This is a genomic window from Bacillus sp. T3 (assembly GCF_033449965.1).
Taxonomy (GTDB): domain Bacteria; phylum Bacillota; class Bacilli; order Bacillales; family Cytobacillaceae; genus Bacillus_BU.
On record NZ_CP137761.1, the window covers coordinates 2,952,602 to 2,977,071 of the forward strand.

General features: G+C 37.5%; 16 protein-coding genes and 4 pseudogenes. 6 read left to right on the top strand and 14 right to left on the bottom strand.

The window, feature by feature from the left end; all coding sequences use genetic code 11:
• Positions 1–56 precede the first annotated feature (56 nt).
• The 5 genes and pseudogenes from RGF10_RS15245 to RGF10_RS15265 form a co-directional block, all read right to left on the bottom strand.
• Positions 57–967, bottom strand: a pseudogene (locus tag RGF10_RS15245) (sulfite exporter TauE/SafE family protein).
• A 225-nt stretch (positions 968–1,192) separates the two neighbouring features.
• Complete coding sequence (locus tag RGF10_RS15250; protein WP_318503420.1) at positions 1,193–2,083, bottom strand: WD40/YVTN/BNR-like repeat-containing protein; 891 nt, start codon at positions 2,081–2,083, stop codon at positions 1,193–1,195.
• A 237-nt stretch (positions 2,084–2,320) separates the two neighbouring features.
• Positions 2,321–2,770: a flavodoxin gene (locus RGF10_RS15255; RefSeq protein WP_318503422.1), complete on the bottom strand. Its 450-nt coding sequence runs from the start codon at positions 2,768–2,770 to the stop codon at positions 2,321–2,323.
• A 184-nt stretch (positions 2,771–2,954) separates the two neighbouring features.
• The gene (locus tag RGF10_RS15260; RefSeq protein ID WP_318503424.1) at positions 2,955–3,560 is read right to left on the bottom strand and encodes an NADPH-dependent FMN reductase; all 606 of its coding nucleotides are present in this window, start codon (positions 3,558–3,560) and stop codon (positions 2,955–2,957) included.
• A gap of 336 nt (positions 3,561–3,896) precedes the next feature.
• Complete coding sequence (locus tag RGF10_RS15265; RefSeq protein ID WP_318503425.1) at positions 3,897–4,310, bottom strand: MarR family winged helix-turn-helix transcriptional regulator; 414 nt, start codon at positions 4,308–4,310, stop codon at positions 3,897–3,899.
• A gap of 135 nt (positions 4,311–4,445) precedes the next feature.
• Between RGF10_RS15265 and RGF10_RS15270 the strand changes: the two genes are divergently transcribed.
• Entirely contained in the window at positions 4,446–5,903 is a 1,458-nt protein-coding gene (locus RGF10_RS15270; RefSeq protein WP_318503427.1) for an MFS transporter, read from the top strand.
• Positions 5,904–5,962: 59 nt separating this feature from the next.
• Here the strand turns inward: RGF10_RS15270 and csaB are convergent, their stop codons facing one another.
• From csaB to RGF10_RS15290, 4 genes are read right to left on the bottom strand one after another with little or no spacing between them, the layout of a single operon-like run.
• Entirely contained in the window at positions 5,963–7,090 is a 1,128-nt protein-coding gene (gene csaB, locus RGF10_RS15275; protein ID WP_318503429.1) for a polysaccharide pyruvyl transferase CsaB, read from the bottom strand.
• Positions 7,078–8,973 (bottom strand): DUF5693 family protein, encoded by a 1,896-nt coding sequence (locus RGF10_RS15280; protein ID WP_318503431.1) that lies wholly within the window; start codon positions 8,971–8,973, stop codon positions 7,078–7,080. Before RGF10_RS15280 ends, csaB begins: the two co-directional genes overlap by 13 nt.
• Before the next feature lie 12 nt (positions 8,974–8,985).
• Positions 8,986–10,578: a putative polysaccharide biosynthesis protein gene (locus RGF10_RS15285; RefSeq protein WP_318503433.1), complete on the bottom strand. Its 1,593-nt coding sequence runs from the start codon at positions 10,576–10,578 to the stop codon at positions 8,986–8,988.
• On the bottom strand, positions 10,575–11,339 hold the full coding sequence (locus RGF10_RS15290; protein ID WP_318503435.1) for a WecB/TagA/CpsF family glycosyltransferase: 765 nt from the start codon (positions 11,337–11,339) through the stop codon (positions 10,575–10,577). Before RGF10_RS15290 ends, RGF10_RS15285 begins: the two co-directional genes overlap by 4 nt.
• A 230-nt stretch (positions 11,340–11,569) precedes the next feature.
• Between RGF10_RS15290 and RGF10_RS15295 the strand changes: the two genes are divergently transcribed.
• Together RGF10_RS15295 and RGF10_RS15300 are read left to right on the top strand one after the other, a co-directional pair.
• Positions 11,570–12,430 carry a hypothetical protein gene (locus RGF10_RS15295; RefSeq protein WP_318503437.1) on the top strand — a complete coding sequence of 287 codons (861 nt, stop codon included), beginning with the start codon at positions 11,570–11,572 and terminating at the stop codon, positions 12,428–12,430.
• Between the two features lie 132 nt (positions 12,431–12,562).
• Entirely contained in the window at positions 12,563–14,125 is a 1,563-nt protein-coding gene (locus RGF10_RS15300) for an S-layer homology domain-containing protein (RefSeq protein ID WP_318503439.1), read from the top strand.
• Positions 14,126–14,275: 150 nt separating this feature from the next.
• On the opposite strand, the pseudogene RGF10_RS15305 reads toward RGF10_RS15300, so the two are convergent.
• From RGF10_RS15305 to RGF10_RS15325, 5 genes and pseudogenes are all read right to left on the bottom strand, one after another.
• A pseudogene (locus RGF10_RS15305) lies at positions 14,276–16,083 on the bottom strand (carbon starvation protein A).
• A gap of 182 nt (positions 16,084–16,265) precedes the next feature.
• Positions 16,266–17,004, bottom strand: a pseudogene (locus RGF10_RS15310) (LytR/AlgR family response regulator transcription factor).
• Entirely contained in the window at positions 16,997–18,760 is a 1,764-nt protein-coding gene (locus RGF10_RS15315) for a LytS/YhcK type 5TM receptor domain-containing protein (protein ID WP_318503441.1), read from the bottom strand. The pseudogene RGF10_RS15310 and the gene RGF10_RS15315 overlap by 8 nt, the downstream one beginning before the upstream one ends.
• A 337-nt stretch (positions 18,761–19,097) precedes the next feature.
• On the bottom strand, positions 19,098–19,754 hold the full coding sequence (locus RGF10_RS15320) for a DUF3889 domain-containing protein (RefSeq protein WP_318503443.1): 657 nt from the start codon (positions 19,752–19,754) through the stop codon (positions 19,098–19,100).
• A gap of 236 nt (positions 19,755–19,990) precedes the next feature.
• Positions 19,991–20,333, bottom strand: a pseudogene (locus RGF10_RS15325) (zinc ribbon domain-containing protein YjdM).
• Positions 20,334–20,531: 198 nt separating this feature from the next.
• Between RGF10_RS15325 and RGF10_RS15330 the strand changes: the two are divergent.
• The 3 genes from RGF10_RS15330 (at position 20,532) to RGF10_RS15340 (ending at position 24,398) form a co-directional block, all read left to right on the top strand.
• Positions 20,532–22,259, top strand: a complete 1,728-nt coding sequence (locus RGF10_RS15330; RefSeq protein WP_318503445.1) for a DUF2207 domain-containing protein — start codon at positions 20,532–20,534, stop codon at positions 22,257–22,259.
• A 247-nt stretch (positions 22,260–22,506) separates the two neighbouring features.
• Positions 22,507–22,884: a DnaJ family domain-containing protein gene (locus tag RGF10_RS15335; protein ID WP_318503447.1), complete on the top strand. Its 378-nt coding sequence runs from the start codon at positions 22,507–22,509 to the stop codon at positions 22,882–22,884.
• Between the two features lie 23 nt (positions 22,885–22,907).
• Complete coding sequence (locus tag RGF10_RS15340; RefSeq protein ID WP_318503449.1) at positions 22,908–24,398, top strand: glycosyl hydrolase family 28-related protein; 1,491 nt, start codon at positions 22,908–22,910, stop codon at positions 24,396–24,398.
• Positions 24,399–24,470 lie beyond the last annotated feature (72 nt).

The window sequence follows — 24,470 nt, forward strand, 5'->3', positions numbered from 1 at the left end:
ACAAAAAAACACTATTCTTCCCATTACAGAAAGAATAGTGTTTCATGTTCCGCTCATTATTCAACTACATTTCTTGTACTTTTTCGTAGAACCAGTTTTGTAGATGAAGTCTTACTTGTAATTTTACTCACCGTCACTAAGATAGCTGCTAACCAGCCAACAAGGATAATTCCATACAAATATGGGTATAGTTCCGTATTTTCAATCCAATTCGTAAATAAGGTTCTTCCATTAACAAAGATAATAAAACCACCAACTAGGACACCCATTAATTGAGGATGAACCTTTTGAACTAACCAAGCTGCAATTGGAGCGGCGATTACTCCACCAATGATGAGTGCACTCACCCAGAACCAATTTACATCAGACCAGCCTAGTGAAATAAAGAACCCCAGCGATGCCGATACCGCAATCGCAAATTCACTTGTATCAACTGTTCCTACAACTTTTCTAGCTTCCATTCCTTTTTAGACAAAAGGACAGGCGTAGCGATAGGACCCCAGCCACCACCACCGGTTGCATCCATAAATCCAGCAATAAACCCAAGCGGAATGGATTCTTTTTTTGAAAGAGTTGCATTTTCATTTGCTACTGATGGTTTAAAATTGAAAAGAAAACGAAATAGGACATAGGCTCCAAGCAATAATAGAAAAATAGATACATAAGGTTTTGCCAAATCCCCAGGAATATTGCTTAAGAAAGTTGCCCCTAAAAAAGCACCAATTGAGCCTGGAATAATCAGTTTAAACACCATATTTTTATCTACATTTCCAAACTTAATATGTGACACACCGGATGCGGCTGTTGTCACAACCTCTGATAAGTGGACAGAAGCCGATGCAACGGCTGGCGCGATGCTAAACGCTAATAATAAAGAAGAAGAAGTTACACCATATGCCATACCAAGAGCACCATCAATCAACTGAGCTAAAAAGCCAATAAATGCAAAAACGATTAACTTTTTCATAAAAAATCCTCCCAAGACATTACATTTTTCATCGATTTCAAATAAATAAAAGAAAGACCTTCGGTTGACCGATCAGTGCTCTAAAATTTAAATACAAAATTTTCGAATATTTACTTGTTATTTTAATACCAATAATTCCTACCTGTCAACTATATTTTATAGGTTTTAATTTTTTTATTATTCTTTTCACAGAATAGAAAAGAAGCAAGAGCTCACTCTTGCTTCCTACTGAACTACTTTTTTATAATGATAAGATTCATAAAGACCCGCAACTACGTAATCTTCCTCTTGGTTGACGATTCGCCAGCCATGACCTTTAACTTCGCCAAATGGGACAATCTTTTTTTCTTTGAGGAAAATTCGGGAAATCATCCCGACCCCATTTTTATTTTTGCTTGATGTCGTATACAGGACATCGTCACTAAAGGTTAAATCCAAATAACATGCAACACCACTATCACTGATACAAGTCTCCCAATCGGGCATTTCAGGTTTGTTAAGCTGTAGCAGTTCACAAAAGACAATTTTAGCCTCTTTCCCACGACAAGAGCCACAAGCAGCGAGAAGAAATCCTTCATTTACCTTCAGTGAAGCGATCATACTATTTGACTCTTTTTTTATTCTCCGCATTTCACCTGTTTTTAAATGCAGACGCCAAATACCACCGTTTTGGGGATGAATTTTTGTACCGATAAAAAGCTCATCACGATGTAAACATAAAGATCGTGGAGATGGTGGTTTTTTACAAAATCGAAACGGATCAATTATCTTCCACGTCTCTCCAAAATCACGTGAAAGATACAGAGCCTTATCCGAATGGGTAACGACAAGTCCTTGTTCATTGCAGCAAACACTCCACATTGAACTAGCTGTGTGGAAACGCTTGATTGACCAGCTCCGGCCACCATTCTTACTGCTTATCATTAGACCTGAATCACCAACTCCATATACAAATTGACCAGCACTTTTCAAATCAAGTATTCTAGTATTAGGAAGATGTAACGCCTTCCGCCAATCTCCATCATTCTTTACAAAGATACCTTCTTGATCCGTTGCAATGAGGTAGCCGCCATTTTCAACTTTTGTTACCGCAGTTGCACTTAAGAAAGTTCCCATCCTCCATCTCCTCTCCATCACACTAACCTATTATGTGTTTTTTCTTTTTTAAGATTCCTGAACCCAAATCTCGAACACAATCTAGGACATCTGAGCGGAGCATGTAAATCCTGTTCAGCTACAAGTAATTCATCATTAAGATTACGCAGTAAAGGTTTATTAGAAATCAGCATTATGTCTTTTTATAACCCCTATCAAGACCATTTTATGGATAGACAAGTTTAATCATTCTTTTAATTAAGCATGAACAGATTTAACTTTTTCAGCAAAGCTACGACCAAAGGCAATACACACTTCCTCATCCTCAGGTGCCAATTCTATTTTCAATCCTTCCAGAGGAAGTTCGGCCCCTTGTTCTACTAACTTATCTGAAAGAATATCAACCGCTACACAAAATTGATCATAAGCCCTATCACCAGAACCGAAGACTGCTCCAAGCTTCCCGCTTAGATTTAATTCATTCATCTCATCGAAAAAATCTAAAAATTCATCTGCAAGCTCTCCATCGCCATATGTATAGGAACCAAGGATAATCCCATCATAATCTTCTAGTTCCTTTGGTTCTCCTGCAGGCAATTCGCGAACAACTAATTCCATACCTGCATCACTCACACCTTTACCTACCAATTCAGCGATTTCCTCTGTGTTTCCTGTCATACTTGCAAAAACGAGAATTACCTTTGCCATTTTTTCCGCTCCCTTTAAGAAAATATGTATGTGCATTTTTATTATATTGAAAATGATAATCATTTTCAATTAATGTTTAAAAAATTTTTTCTTACAAATCTTGGAATTACAAGAAACACAAAAGCCAGAGAATTTGACTATTCCCTGGCTTTTACTTTTACTTTTATTTCTACTAAATTTAATATTATTGTCTTATCGTTTTTAATGCACTGCTCCACTCATTGACTTCATCGAGCATAGCATTAACATTTGTTAGATGGAGCTCTGCTGGTTTGAACACAGACCCGTTTTCAAAATCTGTAAACAATGACAATGTTGGATGTGTCCGAACATCAGCAATTTTCAATTCACCGCAAATTCCACGTAAATGCTCAGCTGCACGGGCACCTCCAGTTGAACCATAGCTCACAATTCCAGCCGCTTTATTATTCCAAGCTTCACGGGCAAAATCAATCGCATTTTTAAGTGCTGCAGTAATACTATGATTGTATTCTTGTACGATAAAAACGAAGCCATCTAAACTTGCAAGCTTTTCATTCCAAGCAGCGATTCCTGGCTCCTCGCCCGTACCTTCTCCAAGAAACGGCAATTTATATTCAGCGATATCAACGATTTCATATTGTGCATCACTACGTTTATCAGCAATTCCTTTTACCCATTCACCAACCTGAGGACTTACACGTCCTTGTCTTGTACTGCCCAAAATAATTCCAATTTTTAACGTTTCGTTTGTCATATTTTCGTTCTCCTTTATAGTCGAATTTGAGAAAAGTTTTGAAAATATACCCATTATTCTTACACCACCTGTTTTACCTTTTTGCAATTCTTGGTGAACTATGCGTTTTATCTTTAAGTTAAATATCTCGATTTTTAGGTATTTATCAAAAAAATATACCTCACTTATTGTTATCAGAACGGAAACATCTACTGTCGATACAGTTTTTTACAATCCCTCCTGACATTTATCTTTAATTAAAATATCTCTAAGTTGAGATAATTATAGTTCACGAACATGTTTTTTGTCAATAGCGCCACAGAATTATTTTCTGAATTTTTGTTTTTTATATTTTGTTTAAAAAATTAAATCCTGTAGAAACATAACTCGTACACTCCTTCCTTATATCGGCTACTCGTCAACTAACTTTTTCAACAGGTCAACTAATTGTAGCCCTTCAACCTCGGTAAGCTCTTTGGTTAAACGATGATTTGCTTCTTCAAGGATGTGCTGAAGTATAGGTAGGAAATCTACCCCTGTTTGAGTTGGGTATAATCGATAGGAGCGACGATCATTCTCATCAACTTTTCGTTCGATGTAACCAGCTAATTCAAGTTGCTTGACGGTCCTTGCGGTTGTTGCCTTATCAAATCTCAAGTGATGAGTAAGTTGATCTTGATTAATTCCAGGGTGCAAAAGTATTTCTATTAGAAAGCTATGCTGCCCTCCCCCACCAATATTATAGGGCTTTAGTTCTTTTGTTAAAAACTTTTGGTTTTTGCGGTAAATCATCGAAATAAGTTTCCCTATTGGTTGTTTATACATGGTTTAAACCTCATTTACGGTTGTTAAAAAATTTGTAACGTGCATTTAGTTGCATGCGCAACTATTTTCCGTTAGACTTAGACTATCAAAAATTAGTTGCGGACGCAACTACCTATGTGAAATGAGGTTTTACGAATGAATCCAACTAAGAAAATAAAAACATACCAAGATGACGTTTATGTCCAAAGCAAACGTTGGACGATTTTAATCATCTTAAATTTATTCGTGTTTATGTCGACACTAGATGCCAGCATCGTGAACATTGCGTTACCAGTTATTGCGAAGAAATTAAATCTGCCAGTATCCCAAATCCAATGGGTCGTTACGGCCTATTTAATTGCCATTTGTACCTTTATCCTTTTCTTCGGAAAACTTGGGGATATGTATGGAAAAATAAAAATCTTTAAGCTGGGATCAGTGATATTTTTAATCGGATCGCTCTTATGTGGATTAGGTTCCAATTTACCGTTATTAATCCTATTCCGAATCATCCAAGCGATTGGTGCATCGATGACCATGGCCAATAGTCCAGGAATTGTTACGGATATTTTCCCAGCAAATGAACGCGGGAGGGCGATGGGCTTTATCGGTACATTTGTCTCACTTGGCAGTATCGCCGGACCAAGTCTAGGAGGGGTACTGCTATCTATTCTAGGGTGGCAATCGATTTTTTGGGTCAACCTTCCGATTGGCCTAATTGCTATTGGAATTGGTTGGAAGTTACTTCCATCAGACATTAGCTTTTTAAAAGTAAAGCTTGATATTTCAGGTAGCCTATTATTTTCAATTTTTATCATTACTTTGTTTTCAGGACTTTTGCTTGGTCAAGAGGTCGGCTATCAAAACAACCTGATTCTATCAGCGTTAGCACTTTCATTTGTTAGTTTTGTTCTCTTTTTCTGGGTTGAGTTTCATAAGCCTGAACCCATGCTTAAGCTTTCTTTATTTAAAAATAAGTTGTTTTCGCTCAGTATTTTATGTGGGTTTCTTGTTTTTGTATCCACGTTCTGCTTTAACATTATCGGCCCTTTCTACACACAAGACATATTGCATTTATCGCCGTTCAGTGCAGGTCTCATCCTCATGCTTTTCCCAGCAACAATGGCGATTGTGGCTCCGTTAAGTGGTGCGCTATCAGATAAAATAGGTTCAGAACTACTAACGTTTGTCGGTTTAATTGTTATGGTCATTTCGCAGCTTGGGCTGGCCACACTTCATACAGGCAGTTCAATTACACTGGTTGGTGTATTGGTCGCAATGTTAGGGATTGGCAACGGACTGTTTCAATCACCTAATAATTCATTAATCATGTCCACAGTTCCGAAACCGCACTTAGGAATTGCTGGTAGTGTGAATTCTTTAATTCGAAATGTTGGAATGGTTGTTGGGATTACGGTTGCTACAACAACATTGTTTGCTGTAATGAGTCACAAAGCAGGAACACGTGTTACAGGAGTCATTCCTGAGCGACCAGAGTTGTTTATTGAAGGAATGCATGTCGTATTTATTGCATCCGCTGGAATATGCCTTGTTTCAGCTCTTTTAACAGGATGGCGCCTTGCAAAAGCAAAAGTGTTTGTGGAGAAATATTAGGTTTGTAGGCATAATATTAATAATAAAAAACCTCTGTGACTTTATATCAAATCAGAGGTTTATTTATTTTCTAAGGCATTCAATCGCATATTAACTCTATTAATTAGTAGTCTTTTTAATACCATGCTCGCAGGTTTTTTTGCCACCTGTTTTGCTTTACGAGCAAATTGAATCGTACATTCAGCCAACGGTACTTTTTGTACTAGTCGTCTCTCAATGTCCATTATTAGAGATTGCTCATCCCAGGAACTAGAATCAACATGACCTATGATACTTTGACCGCACATTTTTGCAAAAACATCAATTTTTGGATCATATGAAATAGTAATAAATGGTGTCATTTTTTTAACGGCTAATATTAATGAATGCAACCTCATTCCAATTAATAATTCAGATGATCCAATTATGGTTGCTTTCTCATCGATAGACAAATCATATGGTGCAATATATGTATGTTGTTGTGCTTCTTTGGTCATCTTTTCTTTTGCTTCCAGCGAGCAATGATAATCTTCGCTTCCAAACATTGGAACAAATACGATTTTCTTTCCTTTTTCAGCTAGAGGTGACAACCCTGATGCAATTTTTTTTATCACATCTTGTGAATGGGTATTACGAACAGATACAGATATATAACGCTCTCCCTTAATGCTTTGTTTAAGCCAATTGGAATGATTTGTATCGTCAAAATCTATTCCCAGCACTGGATCCACCACAACAGTTACATCCTTTTTAACGCCTAATTGAAGAAGTAAACGTTTAGAAACTTCATCTCTGACGGTGATAAAGGATGCTTTATTTAAGGTTAGCAATACAATTTTTTCATTAAAATATTTAGAGATTGGGCCAATTCCTTGTGAATAAACAAAAACTGGTTTACCGAAACAATGCGCAATCCACATTATCCCACAATAATAGCTAATCGTTTTGCTACTAGTTTTATCTTGTAAGAGACCTCCACCACCACTGATTAATCCATCTGATTGCCTTATTGCCTTCATGACATCTAATAGATTCCATCGATTCACAGCATTAACGCCATATAATTCTTTTGTATTATCAGGGTTATTTGAAAGTACAGTGATACGTGTATTGGGAAGGTTATTTTTTAATTCTTGGATAATTGAAAAAAGAATAGCCTCATCCCCCAAATTATCAAAACCATAATAACCAGATATCACAATTTCCATGATGAAAATCTCTCCTTCGTTGGAATGAAGAATTTATTAAGAAAATTCCAGGACATTATGAATAGTCCTCCAAGTCCGATCCCCAAAATAATACTTAATCCTGTCCGATATAGTGAAATTAATAGAGGTGTATGCAAATGAGTAAAAGTACCAATGATCGAACTGAAAGCGATTGTCCCGATAATGTAGAAATATTTTCCCCATTCGTACCCGGTTCTTACCAAATATACACCAAAAATCAAAAATGGTATCCCAAGTAGAAACTCTTTTGTTCTTGGCCTTACACCAAGAATATTTTCTAATGCTTGGCGGAAAGACATTTCAAAGGGAATTGTTAATCCACCATTTCCAGTTCGGCTTATGTAGAACAATCCAACTCCTATAAGGATAACGAATATCATTATATCCCGATAACGAATATTATTATTCAGCCAACCCATGCCGGTTACCATCATCCAAACGATAATCACTGGAAGAAGGGCGAGGATCTTTACCCCACGGAAGCTATCAATATGGACTAAATACTCCCAACCATATAATGTAAAAACAACAATCCAGCCACCTGTCAAAGTAATTCCAAGTCCTTTCAGAAAAGAAAGGCTCCCTCTTCTACTGGAACTTAACATAGTTCGAATAGCATAAACTGGTGCCAAAACAGCAACCGTTAAAACAATTAGTTTTGTTAGTATGGAGGTTTGCAAAAACATTGCGAAAATTACACTAACTGATAATGTCAAAAGAAAGCTTGGCACTAGCCATTTTTTTTGAAACGTTCCTAGCGTAAGTCCAATAAAAGCTGCAGCAACGATTAACATTGTTACCTTTAACCAAACCGGCTGGGTAAATGAGCTAAAAGGCTCTGCTACTGCTGGTATTTTATCTATTTCCTCATCCAATTTTTCTAGAAAATCTATTGTTCCCTTAAGGGTATCCTGCGCTTCCGAAGGCGTTTGGTAGAATTCCAATGGATTTTTATTTAATATATTGATGTACAATAATTGGATATTTCTCTCGTTAACAGCCCTGGCCCCTCGATATATATCATTCGTTTGCTGTGGAATTTCTTTTCCAAGAGTCATACTATGTAAACGAATTAGTTTTTTTCCTATTAGTGGGACCAGCTCCTGAAATCCTCTTTGATTTGAGTTTTCAATTAATACTACATTTTTATTCCATCCATTAATTCGATCTGCCATTTTTTCTATTCTTTGAGTATCGTTATTGTTCGAAAATCCTACTATTTCTTCTCCAATAAAGATAATATGATTAAAATGATTCTTTAGCTGTTGCATTTGACGGAACAAAGGATGCTGCTCGTCCTCATCATTAAAATCATTACTCAATCTTGGTACGATTGAAAATTTGTATGAAAGCGCTTCATGAATAGCGTCCATATCAAAAGAAATGGATTGAGCTAACGTTAATTTCGTTCCATAAGGAATAAATAGAAATTCCTTGTCTGCAAATTTATATTTCCTGACCTTAATAATATTTTTATAATTACTGTTAATTGCCTCGGGTATTGCATTTACTAGCACGTGTTGGGGGTCTAGTAATTCAATCCAAATCCCTTTTTCTTTTGGGAGCACCACTTTATCTATGTGTTGTAAAATCTGCGCTTTTGTCACTAGTTGAATTAATCCTCTATTTTCTAGATCAAATAAAGATAATGGATTAAAGCTTAATGATTCTACGTTTGCATTCCTCAATTTTTTAAAAATTTGATCAGTTGGTACCCCAGCATCATGTAAAGCTTCAATATCAGAATAGGGAACCGAAACCTCATACGATTTATTTGAAATTTCAATTTTAATCCTTTCAACAAGAAATGGGATAGAAAGGAGCATTGCGAATAAAATGAATCCCCAAAATACTTTTTTCAATTTGAATCTCTCCTATTTGAAATAACGGGTTTTTCCAATTTTATATGAGGTTGGTCGAAAACACTTTCCGATAATTGGAATTTTTGTTACCTCCATTATTGAAATACCTTTAAATACAACAATAGAAACACCATATATTCCCAAACCAATTAGAAATATAAAAACAGTATAGGCTAATGCTTCTATCCGAGACCATTCTAGAATTTTCACCCAATGATATGGAATAGAAATCAAAAAACCCTGTACTAATGCAGATCCTGCAAATACAGAATGTTTTAATTTCCATACTTTAACACCTGTTAGGTTTGATACCATCATAAAATTTAAGAGAGTCATGGTCGCAAACACAATAATCGTTGAAATTGCAACGCCAATTAGCGAGTATTTCTCAATTAAAATGATATTTAAGACAACTTTTAGCAATGAACACCCCATGATTATAATGGCCGAAAAAATAGAGCGATTTAATCCTTGTAGAATGCCAGTTGATAGCACTGAAAATGCAGTAAATAGTGCACTGAAGAGGGTCGTTGAAACTAAAACCGTCTCTCGGACATCGCCAAATAAAGAATAGTTTAGTGGGGTCGTCAAAACACAAAGTCCTACAGTGAGTGGCCAAGAGATGAGATGTGTAAAATGAATCGCCTTGTCTGTAATATTTTGTACTTCCAATTTATTTCCTTTAACTAGAGCAGATGTGATAGTTGGAATGATGGACAACACAAGGGATTGTGCTAATACAACAACCATTTGTACAAGGGCTTGGCCTCTTCCATAGAATCCATATAGTTCTGTTATTGCATCCTTCTCATGACCGAATTTATTAAGTAATGTGGGAACCGTTATTGAATCGATAAAATATACAGCAGCAAGAGACATACTTCCAATACAGATAGGGATTGATATCGCTAATATTTTCTTCGACCAATGGATGAATACTTTCAAAGAAAAATGAATTTCCTTCTTTTCTACAAATTTTGATCGATGGTAGACACCACATAAATAGGCAGTTGAAATACTTGCTCCAACTATTGATCCTGCCATAACCCCAGCTGTGATAATTGTCGGAGATAAATCTCGGTGTACTAAGATAAAAGCAACACCTAGGATAAATCCCACTCGAACAAACTGTTCAATGACTTGAGAACTTGCTGTTGGAATCATATTTTCATATCCTTGAAAAAAGCCCCGATAAACTGCCATAAACGGGGCAACTAAAAGGGTTGTTGAAACAATAATTAATGCTAGTCGGGTCATTTGCCCGCCTAGCAGCTCAGCAATCATATGAGAATAACAAACGATTAGAATGAAGCTTCCCCCACCTAGTATCATGGCCAATATACGTGAGGTTCTAAAAATCTCTTGGATCGCTCTGTTATTACCATTATTTCTATTTTCAGCAATTAGTTTTGAAATAGCTAATGGAATGCCTGCTCCAGCGATAGTTAATGCCACCATGTAAACAGGATATACAAGCGTATAGATACCGAATACTTGGTTTCCCGCAATATTTTGTAAAGGAATGCGAAATAAACTACCGATTATTTTAGCGATAATCGAACCCATTGTAATCAGGAATGCACCACGAATGAATCCCTGGCTCATAATCTGTGTTCAACCTTTTGAGAAACCTTTTGTCTTAGCCTTTGTCTCTGTACCAATAGAATCAATAAGAATTGTGGCAACCGCATGACCCGTTTTAGTCTTGTAGGTTTTTTCATTAAACGGTAAAACCACTCTAAATTCATTTTCTGCCAAATTTTTGGTGCTCTTTTAACTACTCCAGCTATAACATCAAAGCTTCCTCCCACTCCGATAAAAACACCTTTATTAAATTCTTCTAAGTGTCGTGCAATCCATTGTTCCTGTAGCGGGTAACCTAATGCGACAAAAATCAAATCTGGTTTGTTCTCTTTTATTTCATTAACAATGGTTTCATCATCATTCCAGTCAAAATAGCCATGATGATAGCCAATAATGTTGACATTTGGGTATGTTTTTTTGATATTCGCTATGGTTTTCATTAATATGGATTCTTCTGCACCCAGCAAGTAGATTGAATATCGTTTATTATTTGATTCCTTTAATAAATCATAAAAAATATCAATTCCTGTTACCCGCTCTGGGATATTGTGTCCTAATAATTTTGCTCCTTTTACCACACCAATCCCATCAGCCGTTATGATGTCTGCCTTTTGAATATCATTTAAATATTTTTTATTTTTATATGCATAGGAAATGATTTCAGGATTTGCCGTAACTACAAATTGTTTTCTCTTATTGTTTATTTCAGTGACTAAATGTTCAAATGTCTCCTTGCTTGTTAAACAGGATACCTTAATCCCTAAAATGTCTACTTTGTCCATTAAATCAGCTCTTTTGCTTTTTATTTTCACCTTCCTAGTATGTTAATAATTGCTAAGTTCATACCTGAAAAATTCTAAATATGCTAATTTTACCCAAATAAAATCTTTGGTTTTCCATTAATGGAAATTAAATAACCAAGGTCCAAAATTTTACAAAGTAATAATTTTTTGTATTAGCTAACAATAAAAGAAATTGGAACTCAATTTTTTCAAGAGGGAGGTAATGGTATATGTTAACGAGAACAGCAGTAATACTTCTTATTTTAGTTAGTTTAGTTGCATGTAATGGACACAATAATGCAAACCAAACAAATGTAAATAACCCCTCTCAAAGATATAAAATCCAAACACAGACTGATGGAATTCTCGAACCTACTGAAACCGATAAGGGAATGGATAATAGTGTAGAAAATCAAGAACAAGAAAAAGTTGATATACCTGAAGGAGCTCCTCAACTACCAGAACAGCCCGAAACACCCCAGCAGGAACAAAATCTAAAAAATAACGAACCCGAAAAAGCATCAGAGTTAGATGACATTGAGAGCAGCCCGGATAATGGTAACGAAGAAGATAGCCCGAACATAGAGGATGAACAAGCTAAAGAAGGAAATGACCCCACACAAAAAGAGGATGCACAAGAAAAAGTAGTAGATAACAATATTAGTTCCCTTCTCCCCTTTGAAGAATTTCGAAGCAGATGGAATGCTATATCAGAGACATTCACTGGCGAAAATTACGTTCATTCACTTGAACAGGTACAAACTGAAACGAACAACTACTATCGAACTACTTTAAATAATACGACTGAGCTCCAAGTTTTTGTAAACGATAAGAATTTTATCCATAATATTAAGTTGATTGGAACCAGTGGTTCTGTAAAAGAAAATTTCTCGATGATTACTAGTTGGTGGCAACTATTATTATTATCTAACCCAGAAATGACAGATTTTGACGAAACCTTTTCACTAATGGGTGTAGGTCCGAATGCCAATCTAGTGAATGTAAAAGATCAAACTTTTTCTTTTGGAGACATTACCTATAACATTTTTCTAGTAAATCAAAACTATACTTTCGAAGCTGTATTTCCTTAAGAAAATACAAACAAGCTGCCTGAAAGGATACTGATCATGAATACGTTAATTAAAAGTAAAATTCTCATTTCATTTATGATATTGTTTGTTATTTTGTCAGTTCGAACTTCTGCTCAATCGGAGAGATTTAATATGTCATATATCTTTTTTGGAAGTCCTAACACTTATGTAAATCAAGTAAATTCTACTAAAGAAAGTGTACATGTCGTTTCACCAAATTACTTTGATATCACTCAAGAGGGAACTCTTCAAATCACCTGGACTCTGCAAACAGCTTTTATTAACGAAATGCACAACAGAGGCATTAAGGTTGTTCCTTTTTTAGCTAATCATTGGAATGCAGTAAATGGTAGAAATGCATTACTGTATCGTGAACAATTAGCTCGTGATGTTGCCGCAGCCGTTGAAAAATATAACTTAGACGGAGTTAATGTTGACATTGAAGGTGTAGGTGTCTCAGGGACGCATTCTGGATATCAGCGAAGTTACCGTGATGAACACACAGATTTTATACGATTACTTCGTCAATATATTCCTCAACATAAGGAAGTAGCAGTTTCTGTCGCAGGTAATCCAAATGGTTGGCAAACAGGATGGCATGGGTTTTATGACTACAAAGGGTTAGCTAATTATGCAAATTACTTAATGATTATGGCTTATGATGAATCCTGGCAAGGAGCTGAAAGTCCAGTCGGACCTGTTGCTAGCTTACCTTTCTGGGAACGATGTATTCAATATGCGATTAATTCAAATGTGCCGCTTACTAAAATTGTTAATGGTCTCCCTTTTTATGGACGAATGTGGAAATTAGATGGCCCAACAACCGATGGAATTTCTATTACGGGTAACGGATTGTCTAGCCATCGAATTGCTCCCCTAGTCTCACGCTTTAATGGGAAATACTTATACAATGAAACAAAGCAATCACCATACGCAACCTTTACAATTCCTCCTGGGAATGAAGCATTCGTAGGTTCGCTTAAATTAACGCCAGGAAATTATGTTATTTGGTATGAAAATGAACAATCAATAAAAGCGAAACTACGATTAATTTCAAAATATGATCTAAGAGGCACTGGGTCATGGGCATTGTACCATGAAACTCCCGAAACATGGGATTATTATACAGCCTGGTTAAACGGCAAATTCTTTACAGATGTTCCTTCAACTCATTGGGGTGAGAGTAGTATACTCGCAGTATCTTCCAAAGGCTGGATGACGGGAACTTCTGCTACAACGTTTTCTCCTGGTGTTGAATTAACTCGTGCCCAAGGAGCGACCATTCTTGTCCGTGCTTTGGGTTATGCTGATGATACTCCAAAAGAATATGTGTTTACTGATATAGCAAACCACTGGGCAAAAAAAGAAATCGAAATTGCACGTGAGCATGGAATGATCAATGGTTTAGGTAACGATCGTTTTGGTCCAAATGATCCTCTCACTCGAGAACAATTAGCGACAATATTACAAAACATTTTTAAATTTAGTTATACTGAAGCGTCAACCAATCCTTTTCCGGATATCTCTCCAACAGACTGGTCATACAAATCTATTCAAACAATTTATCAGAAGGGATACTTAACTGGATTTAATGATGGAACGTTTAGACCAAAGGAGAAATCAACACGTGCGCAGATGGCATCATTGATGGATAGATTGTCACCTGAAATTAATGCTCTTACTGTTAATAATTAGTGGTAAACGTGAGGAAGTGTTCTTTTGAGAAGCAAGTTGACTCGAGCACAGATGGCCTCCTTAATACTACGCCTATCCATTAAAAAAGAACAACTAACTTAGCTAGATATAAAAAAGCAGGGAACCCATTTCTGGACTCCCTGCTTCGTATTATGCGACTTCTTTTTCTGATTTTTTTACCAGTTCATGCTGTGGAATTTTGCTTAGTTGAATCCATTTGTTGATTGATGTAATCATAATGACAAAGCCGAGAATGAGCATGATGATGGAAAGAATACCATTCAACACGTTAAATCCTGGATTTGCTGAATTCAGGTACACATTTTTAACCATCCAATACCCTGCTACATTCACTGTTACATACAGATAAGCAAGCGGAATTAAGCAAGTGAGCATATACCAACGCTTTTCGGCGATTTTCATGACAACCGTTGCTCCCACTATTAAGCCGATTGAGGCCATTAATTGGTTGGATACACCAAACAGTGCCCACACCGAGCTTATATCACCAGGAGTACAAAAGATATCCCCAGCCAAAGCAGGCAAATATACTGGCAATAATATTGGCAGGTAATGAATCCGTCCTTTTTAACGGTTTGATGAAATCTCCAAAGAAATCTTGAATCAGATAACGGGCAACCCGAGTTCCTGAATCAATTGCTGTTAAAATAAACACTGCTTCGAAAAGGATAACGAATTGATAGAAATAAGAAGCTAATTTTTCAAAGAATGGAATCGCAGTAAAGATGTAGGTCATTCCGACTGCAAGTGTTACAGCGCCACCTGTTCTGCCCTCAAGGTCCATTCCGATTTCTTTACTTAACTCATCTAAATGGACGGTTTCGATCCCTAATGTTGCGAACTTCTCTGGTGTGGAGTTAATCGCGAAATAGTCACCAGGCTGTAAGGATACAGCTGCCACTAACGCCATAATCGCAACTAAGCACTCCACGAGCATAGCACCAAAGGCAACCCCTTTAATATCACTCCAACGATTTATCATCTTTGGAGTTGTACCTGATCCAACGAAAGCGTGGAAACCCGAAATAGCACCGCAGGCAATCGTAATGGAGATAAACGGCCACACTGGACCAGCAATGATAGGGCCTCCACCATGAATAAACTCTGTTACGGCAGGAAATTCAACACTAGGATTTACAATAAATACACCAATAATTAATGCAGCAAACACACCAATTTTCATAAACGTACTTAAGTAATCACGAGGTGCCAGCAAGAGCCATACTGGTAATGCTGCTGCAAAGAACGCGTAAATTGGAAGAATAATAGCAAGAGTGCTCATTTCAAGCGTTAACACATCACCTAACCAAGTACCTTGGATATTCGGTCCCCAAACAATGGCTGACATAATTAAAGCAAAGCCGACGATTGTTGCAACCTTCAGGTTACCAGTTTTTTTATGGTACAATCCTACCCCCATCGCGATTGGGATCGTAATCCCGACAGCGAAGGTTCCCCATGGATTTCTTTCTAGCGCATGTAGGACAACGAGTGATAGACCCGCCATCGTAATTGTAATGATGAATAGCATAGCTAAGCCTGTACAAAATCCAGCAACAGGACCTAATTCTTCTTTCGCTACCTCAGATAGTGACTTACCATCGCGACGCATCGAGGCAAACAAAACGACCATGTCATGTACGGCACCACCAATTACCGCACCGACAAGCAGCCAAATCAAACCTGGTAAATAACCGAATTGTGCTGCTAAAATAGGACCGACTAGTGGACCTGCTGCAGCAATCGCTGCAAAGTGATGACCAAATGCCACCCATTTGTTAGTAGGGACATAATCCTGACCATCTTCTAATTTATGAGCCAGGAGTGGGCTTTGAATCATTTAACTTCAAAACTTTTGCAGCCAGGAATGTACCGTATAACCGGTAGACGATCAATAAGATACAGATAGAGCCAATTACAATTGTAACCGCATTCATAATATTGTCTCCTCCCATTTTTGCTATCCTCGTATCTATCATATTAAATGAAAACGTTTTTTTTCATTTTTCATGACAAAATGCATAAATGGAAAGATGAATTACAAATTTACGAAATTGAAATACAAATGATTATTCTGTCAACTGAGAACGTGGTTGACTCACAACACTAACATATACACCTAGATTCCTAGGAGCTGCTTCAAATCCTTTATATAGGTTCTACTAACTGGTACTTTTGAGCCATTTGCCATCAATAAGTTGTAGGTTGAGTTGAACCACGGCTCGATTTCCAAAACATAATCCAGGTTTATAATAAAGCTGCGATGCACGCGAAGAAAGCTCTTTCCGACAAGTTTCTTCTCCAATACCACTAATGCTTCACTCACAACAATGAGTTGATCTTGGGTATAGATCGTACATTTACCCTCAGATGATTCTAAATAAATGATATCATCATAATTTAACAGTATGATTTTATCATCAACTAACAACGCGAGCTTTGCAGTTCCTTCGCGCTTAACTTGAAAGTGGCTCGAATGATCCTTTTTTTCAATATCCTTGATTTTCTTTACTTTCTCTAATGTTTTAGTAATCCGTGCTTCTGAAAAAGGCTTTAAAATATAGTCAACCGCATCAACATCAAAGGCCTCTAATGCATATTCGTCATAGGCAGTGGCAAAAACGATGAATGGACGCTGTTCCATACCATCTAATTTCTTTGCTAATGTCATACCGTTTTCTTCAGCCAATTCGATATCTAAAAATACAATTTCTGGCTTTAGCACAGTAATATCAATCAGCGCCTCATCTATTCCGTCACTCTCTCCTACAATATCGACCTGCTTGCTCCAGGTGAAGTAAGAATTTTAGCTCTTCTCTAGCTAGCGGCTCATCGTCCACAATATAAGCTTTAATCATTTGCATCAATGCCTCCTTTATCAATCGGAATAGAAATACACACTGTTGTTCCCTGATCTACTATACTATTAATTGAAAAGCGTGCTTGTCCATTATAAATCCCCTTTAAGCGTTCGCTAATATTAAAAATAGCCATTCCATTGCCTTTTTTCGAATCAACCATTTCCTTGCCCAGAAGCTTTATCCGCTCATCAGGAATTCCCTTTCCATCATCTTTAACGAAAATATGTAGACGCTCTTCTTCTGTTAATATTCTAATCTTGATATTTCCTTTCGTTTTACTTCCAGGAAAACCATAGTGAACCGCATTTTCGATAATAGGCTGCAGCGTAAATGGCGGAATCAGTTCCTGTTCTACTCCTTTTTGAATTTCAAAATCAACATGGTATTTATTCGGAAAACGAGTTTGTTCTAATGATAGATATGCTGTTACATTCTCTAATTCCTTCTCTAATGGAATCAGCATTTGTCTAGCACCTTGTAAATTCCCTCGAAAAAAGGAACTGAGGTCTAAAAGTAATTTTCTTGCTAGTTCCACATCGGTCCGACATAACGCCGATATCGTATTTATACTATTAAATAGAAAATGAGGATGGATTTGTGCTTGCAAAGCCTTAATTTCTGCATCCTTTAGCAGCTTCGTTTGTTTTTCGGCCTCTGCTAACTCCAGCTGTGTGGAGAAGAGATTAGCGAGACCTTCGGCAAGCTCCTGCTGCACTTTATCAAGTTTATCAGGTTCTGTATAATAGATTTTTAACGTCCCGACAACCTTGTTTTTTACTTTTAACGGTAGTACCACTGCCGCTACTAATGGACAATCCTGATGTACGCATGCAATCTCCCGCTTTGATTTGACGACTGAAATCCTGCCCTGTTCAAGCACTTTACGGGTCAATCCCGTAACCGGCATCGTTTTCGGAACATGATGGTCAGCCCCTGCCCCCAAATGAGCAAGAACTTGATGGTTATCTGTAATCGCTACTGCGTCTGCACCTGTAAATCTCAACATAATCGTGCAGATCTCCCATGCTGATTGGAAGTTTAAGCCTTGTCTAAAATATGGCAGTGTTTGTTCTGCAATTGAAAAGGTTTGATTCGTCTGATTTGCTTTGGTAAGCTCCATTTCCCGCTTAATTGCTTGGATAATAAACATAAACAGCATGGTTCCAAGACCATTAACAAGGATCATTGGTAGACCGATAAGCTGTACTAGATTCCAAGCTTGATTGAATGGCTTCGCTGTTCCAACAATAATACCCATTTGTAGGGTTTCAAGAGACATGCCTACTATAACAGCAAACCCAGATGTAATCGGTTTTCTCATCTTCTTACGTTTTTTCCCTAAGGAGCCCGCCACCACCCCTGCTATAATCGTAGAAATGGCACAGGATAGAGCTGTAAAACCACCCAAGGTAAAGCGGTGGAATCCAGCAATCAGACCAGCCCCTAGCCCAACAAACGGACCGCCTAGTAAACCTCCAATTACGATTCCCATTACTCTCGTATTAGCAAGTGCTGCTTGAGGCTCGATATCGGTAAGGAAATCCGCTCGACTTAAGGTGTTATGATATACCTCAATACCGGTATAATTACTAATGATTCCAAATGTACCAAAAAGTAAAATCAGCATCATTTTCTCATTTATGCTGTGTTCATTTTGAATAATATTTCGAAAGGATTTCATCTGTGAGAGCAAAAAAACGGCGATAACAATAATCCCCACTTTTTCTAGCATTAACGGAGCTAAATTGAACATATTCACCGATCCCTTTTTACTATGGCATACTAATAAAAATCTTTATTGACTTCATTAATTCCTGCTTTAACTAGGTTAGTATCTGAGATGTTTGATGAAATCATTATAGTAGACTTTAGTGTTAAGGGTAAACAATAAGATTGTCAAACTATAAGAACCTCAAGATACATTATGTATTTCATTTCTCTAACTAATATCATTATTCAGAAAGTCTACGAACGCACTATGGGTTAAAAAGACTGCTCCGACCGAAATCACAAGTCTTGAACAGTCTCCATTAACTTACTTTATACTTCCTTACTTCGAAAGGAAAATAATGATTTTCTAGATTCCAATGCTACACTTCCACTAAATTAAACGAAATCACCCGATTAGTGACCGGATTATAGTCGACGTTCCCGCGCACCCTCATTCGATCTCGTGGTGATTGTAAAATGAAATCATACGTTTCCTTTGTTTGCTGAGGGGAAACCTGGGTTTTGCCCACTAATTGATATTCAGTAACGTTATAACCTGGATAGGCCGTCAACGCCACTTCTAATAAGTATTTCCCCCATCGTTCTTGCTCTAATTCCGGTGAAGGAATGATCTCCACATTTATCACGCCGAGACTTGGATGTGCTCCTAATGCTTCAAATGCCCTGCGGTGCAGGTTAAGCTTGTTGGCTGGATAATTAACAACCTGATCGACAACTGTTACAATGATTTCACGTGATCCTGGCGTGGATAGATTCCTAACCTTTAGGGATTGCCCACACTTATAGGGACTATTTGTTCCAACAGCAACTGTCATATATTGATTTTGTGACCAAGGGATTCCGCATTGGGTAATACTTCCCCCCTCTGTCCATGAAGCCTGACCTCGAATAGTCTGTTGCCTTTCAAAAAAAGACTCATATTGTTGAAAATAAGAGTGATCCGTATATGGAGTAAGTGGATATTGGCTATAGCCCCCTCCATTTTCATATGTCCGGTAACCATAGTATGGATACATATATATTCCTCCTGTCATGAACCTAAACCTTCATATAACATATGCCCTTGTAAGGTTGATTTGTGACAGGAATTCGTTTCTGTCCTATTTCAAGTATTAATGGTAATCAGTGGATGCCAAGTAAATTCGGCACACGTGTTGTCTTGTCTGTATTATACAAAAAAAGCAGGTAAATCCATAAGAAGGATCCCCCTGCTATCTTTGCATGTTTACACAAATGTATAAACCACTACAAATTAAATCTTTTTCACAAACTCCGACTTAAGCTTCATTGCGCCGAAGCCATCGATTTTACAATCAATGTCGTGATCGCCGTCTACTAGACGAATATTTTTCACCTTTGTTCCGACTTTAAGGACGGAAGAGCTACCCTTCACTTTAAGGTCTTTAATAACAGATACAGTATCTCCGTCTTGTAACACATTTCCATTTGAATCTTTTACTACTTTAACTTCCTCCGCATTTTCTGCATCAGATTCTAGATTCCACTCATGTGCGCATTCCAGGACATACAAACATGCTTCCATCCTCATAGGTGTATTCAGAGTTACATTTTGGACAATTTGGTAAATTTGACATTATATTATTCCTCCATTCAACACTGTCTATTGTAATATATAACTGATATTTTTCAATTTTTTTTAGGAAAAATTGATATGTTTCGATAGTTGAAAAATATCAAAGGTAAAAGCTCATGCATAATTACCAAATAATTCAAAGTTTTGAATCCTTCACCTATAATAGACGTATAAAGTAAAAGGAAAGTAGGTGTTGAAAATGAACTCCAAACGGTTAATCACCATTACCTGTATAATTGGATTTGTTGTATTTTTCCTTTTTCCAGGAAACGGACTCGCGGTAGAATATTCGATTACTGATGTAAAAATTGATGCATTTTTGAATAAAGATGGAACTGTCAATGTTAATGAGACCCACACATACAGCTTTGATGGAGACTTTAATGGGATAACCCGGGAGCTTATTCCCAAAGAAGGAACAAAGCTTTCTCATTTCAAAGCAACCGAGAATGGTAAATCGCTAAAGGTAGAAAAGGAAGATGACCTATACAAGGTACACCGTAAAGGTTCAGACGAAACGATTACCATTTTGCTAACCTATTCAATTAAGAACGGTGTTGATGTCTATTCTGATGTTGCCGAATTTTACTGGCCATTTTTTGATGAACGGAACGAATCCACCTATGAAAATCTTACTATCTCAATTCATCCCCCAAAAGAAACGGACGAAGTGATAGCATTTGGTTATGACAGTGCCTTCAAAAATGAAAAAATTGGATCGGATTGCTCTGTTTTATTCCAATTTGGCGAGGTTCCTTCAGGAGAAAATGGCGATATCCGTGTAGCATATGATGCTGCTTTGTTTCCGCAGGCTCCAATTGCCGCTGATACACCAATGAAGGAAAAGATCCTCGCTGCCAAGCAAGAACTTTTGGATGAAGCTGAGCATGATGCAGCAATGACGAGTAAGCTTTCAAATTTAGCAACAATAGTGACACCTACCCTCTCCATCCTTTTAGCAATAATTATGTTAGGAGCTTGGCTGCGAACACGTTCAACTCGATTAGCGGTCGCCCGCGAATGTGACAGTCACGGTTTCTCAATTCCTGGGCAAAAAATGAGTCTTCCTGCAACGATTCTTTACACAAATGGGTCACAACTTCCCGGTGAAGCAATGGGCGCAGCCATGATGGACCTAATTCGACAGGGCATAATTAGAAAGACTGATCACAACTCTTTTATTTTAAACAATGAAACTAGTAAGCTCCTAAAGCATGAACAACACCTTGTTAAATTGCTATTTCATGAAATTGGTTCAAATGGAGAATTTAGCTTTGAGAATTTAACCTCTTATACAAAAAATAAAAAAAATCATCCTAAATATCAATCTAGTCAAACCAAATGGATTCAAACAGTAAAGGAAGAAATCAAAGAACATAATCTTTTTGTCAAAAATAACGGCCTCCGTTGGTCAATTGGTATACTAAGCCTTCTTTTATTGCCATTACTCATCTTCTATTTTGCTTATGGTCTTTTCGGTTGGTTTTTCGCGACAATCTTTTTATGTATAACAGGAATGGTCTTTGCACTGGCGTATCGTCCAAAAACCTGGGAGGGTTTAGTGATTACCCATGAATGGAATCTAATAAAAAAACAGTTAAAAGACAAAAATTTCGATGAGTGGAAATCAATCGACGAGGATGATAAAATGCGCGTTTATATTTACGGGTTAGGCATTAAGGTAAAAAACCTTAAAAACAAAAGCGGCCTGTTTACTGATTCGTTCGAGATTCCTAAAACACCCAATTATCTTTCTGGTATCTATCCTGGTCCAACACCTGACATCGGAACGCTTGCCCATTATGGACCGATGGCAACCACATCCTTCTACACAGCCAATATGGCTACGAGGAGTGCAGACAGCAGTTCATCAAGCACAAGTGGCGGTGGCGTAGGTGGTGGAGGAGGCGGCTCTGGTGCTTTTTAGATTTTTATAATAAAGAGGAAGGAGAAGTCATTTTAGAATGGTTCCTCCTTCTTTTATATTTGTTACAAAAAATAGAATCGGCAAATAGAATTGCAATATCGGCTAAAAGGCGACTAATATCCGCTAATAGATTCGGAAAATTAGCTAATAAGAATGTTCTTGCAAAGTTTCAATCCAAAGAACGTCTTGTTGAGGACGATAAAGTACCGAAATTTAAGCTATACTTACAATAAGGAGTGTGATCGATGTGGATATTTTTTCAATCATTGCCGAGGACAAGATTAAACGGGCGATGAAGGACGGCGAGTTTGATAACCTGCCTGGAAAAGGGAAACCGTTAGAACTCGAAGATCTATCACACCTGCCCCAGGAATTACGAATTGCGTATACACTCTTAAAAAACGCCAACATGCTAGAGGACCTCGATCGATTAAAGGAAGAAATGTTGACGATTGATGATCTGATTTCCGTTTGTGACAGTAGCGAGGAAAGAGCAAACTTACGTGCGAAAAAGCAGCAGAAACAGTTAAGAATTGAAGAACTGCTGAAAAAAAGAGGCACTCTCCACTCACCTCCCTCCACCTATTACAAAGAAAAAATGTTTGATAAATTTAAACGGAAATAAGAAAATCATTGGAGTGAACAGGAATGATTGATTTTGAGAAACAGCATAACCCTGAAAAAAATGCTGAATTGTTGGCGCAATTAACGGAAAATCAGGTTGATTTAGCTGCGGCGGTTCAAGAAACAGAACAGCTCTTCCAACTTTATTATGAAGAACCAAAAAACAGGAGACAAACAAAGCGTGGTACCACTCAAATCTCCATCAAACAAAAAACAAATGAGCGTATATATCGCTTATTTTCCAAACCGGCAACTCTTCTAGATCGGACAAAAATCATCATCGATAAAAATAAAAATATTTATCCTGAATGGAAAACACTGCTTGACCAAGAATACTCCAAGCTTAAAAACCTCATTACACGAGAAGTTAATGTGCAAGATTATGGAGCAATTGGAGACGGAAAAACCGACTGTACCTCCGCTTTTAACAAAGCAATTGGGACGGGACGCGTAAAAGTAATCGTTCCAGAAGGTGTGTATGTAACTAAAGGCATTAAGCTTCCATCCTGGACTGTCCTTGTTGGAGCAGGTAAAGGACGGACCATCATTAAACTTCATAACGATGCACCAAAAGGTACTAGGCTCGTTACAAATGCTAATCATTGGCGAGGCAATCATCACCTTTTTGTAGGATCATTAAGTTTGGATTGGAATGTAGAGAGATTAGGAAATGCAGTAAAAACAAGTACTGGGGGCAACCATTCAAGCTGTTTAACCTATGCCAATGTGAAATATGGTTGGGTCCAACAGGTCGAGGGAATTAACCCTGGCCTTCATTGCTTTGATATATCCTCTACATTGTACAATTATGGAGGAGATGGTTATCTGGCGCGCGGCGGTAGTCAATATGTTTGGCTAGATGGTCTCAACGGCTATGGCTTTGGAGATGATGGAATTACGACCCACCACAGCGATCATATTTTCATTTCCCATTGCCACATGTGTGATCCTAGTGGAAGAGCCCATCAACAGGGGTTTTCAAATTCAAATGGGATCGAGATTGACGATGGATCGAGAAATGTCGTGCTTCTCCATAATTCCACTGCCAGATGCTTTGGCGGGATTGAAATTAAAGCCCATCAAAACTCTTCTGCAGCTTCTTACGTGAACATTATTGGTCATATCTCCGTTCACGATAACCGCTCCTATAATTTCCGCCATATCGGGCATCACAAAAGCACAGATGAAGAGTCGAAAACAGCCTACAACATTCAAGCTACTAATATTGTTGCCATTGCTCCGGTTTTTTCAGAGCTATACGGAGGTTCATCCCCACGTGGTTTGGTTGTTTCGGCTTATCGAAATGTCGTGATCAATCACTTTTCCTTCATCGGTGATCCCAAATACAATTATCGAGGAGCACCTATTTGTGCTATCCAATATCGTGCAAGGAATGTTGTATTAAATCATTTTCATTTTCGTGGAATTTCTGCATCTTCAGGGCCTGAAATCAAAATTTACCGTGGTCCAAATCAACCGGAAGAAGTGAAAATTATTAATGTTTTTAAGAACTAAGAAACCATTATTGTCAGTTAATAAAATTCCCTCCTTCTTAAAATCCTTATTTTTGAAAAATAAGTAAGATAA

What these genes read in the sequence shown, in the direction of transcription:
- RGF10_RS15255 (WP_318503422.1), bottom strand. Translation starts at nt 2,770, where the DNA reads ATGGCAAAGGTAATTCTCGTTTTTGCAAGTATGACAGGAAACACAGAG.
- RGF10_RS15250 (WP_318503420.1), bottom strand. Translation starts at nt 2,083, where the DNA reads ATGGGAACTTTCTTAAGTGCAACTGCGGTAACAAAAGTTGAAAATGGC.
- RGF10_RS15330 (WP_318503445.1), top strand. Translation starts at nt 20,532, where the DNA reads ATGAACTCCAAACGGTTAATCACCATTACCTGTATAATTGGATTTGTT.
- csaB (WP_318503429.1), bottom strand. Translation starts at nt 7,090, where the DNA reads ATGGAAATTGTGATATCTGGTTATTATGGTTTTGATAATTTGGGGGAT.
- RGF10_RS15270 (WP_318503427.1), top strand. Translation starts at nt 4,446, where the DNA reads ATGAATCCAACTAAGAAAATAAAAACATACCAAGATGACGTTTATGTC.
- RGF10_RS15265 (WP_318503425.1), bottom strand. Translation starts at nt 4,310, where the DNA reads ATGTATAAACAACCAATAGGGAAACTTATTTCGATGATTTACCGCAAA.
- RGF10_RS15320 (WP_318503443.1), bottom strand. Translation starts at nt 19,754, where the DNA reads ATGTATCCATACTATGGTTACCGGACATATGAAAATGGAGGGGGCTAT.
- RGF10_RS15315 (WP_318503441.1), bottom strand. Translation starts at nt 18,760, where the DNA reads ATGTTCAATTTAGCTCCGTTAATGCTAGAAAAAGTGGGGATTATTGTT.
- RGF10_RS15285 (WP_318503433.1), bottom strand. Translation starts at nt 10,578, where the DNA reads ATGAGCCAGGGATTCATTCGTGGTGCATTCCTGATTACAATGGGTTCG.
- RGF10_RS15340 (WP_318503449.1), top strand. Translation starts at nt 22,908, where the DNA reads ATGATTGATTTTGAGAAACAGCATAACCCTGAAAAAAATGCTGAATTG.
- RGF10_RS15295 (WP_318503437.1), top strand. Translation starts at nt 11,570, where the DNA reads ATGTTAACGAGAACAGCAGTAATACTTCTTATTTTAGTTAGTTTAGTT.
- RGF10_RS15300 (WP_318503439.1), top strand. Translation starts at nt 12,563, where the DNA reads ATGTCATATATCTTTTTTGGAAGTCCTAACACTTATGTAAATCAAGTA.
- RGF10_RS15290 (WP_318503435.1), bottom strand. Translation starts at nt 11,339, where the DNA reads ATGGACAAAGTAGACATTTTAGGGATTAAGGTATCCTGTTTAACAAGC.
- RGF10_RS15260 (WP_318503424.1), bottom strand. Translation starts at nt 3,560, where the DNA reads ATGGGTATATTTTCAAAACTTTTCTCAAATTCGACTATAAAGGAGAAC.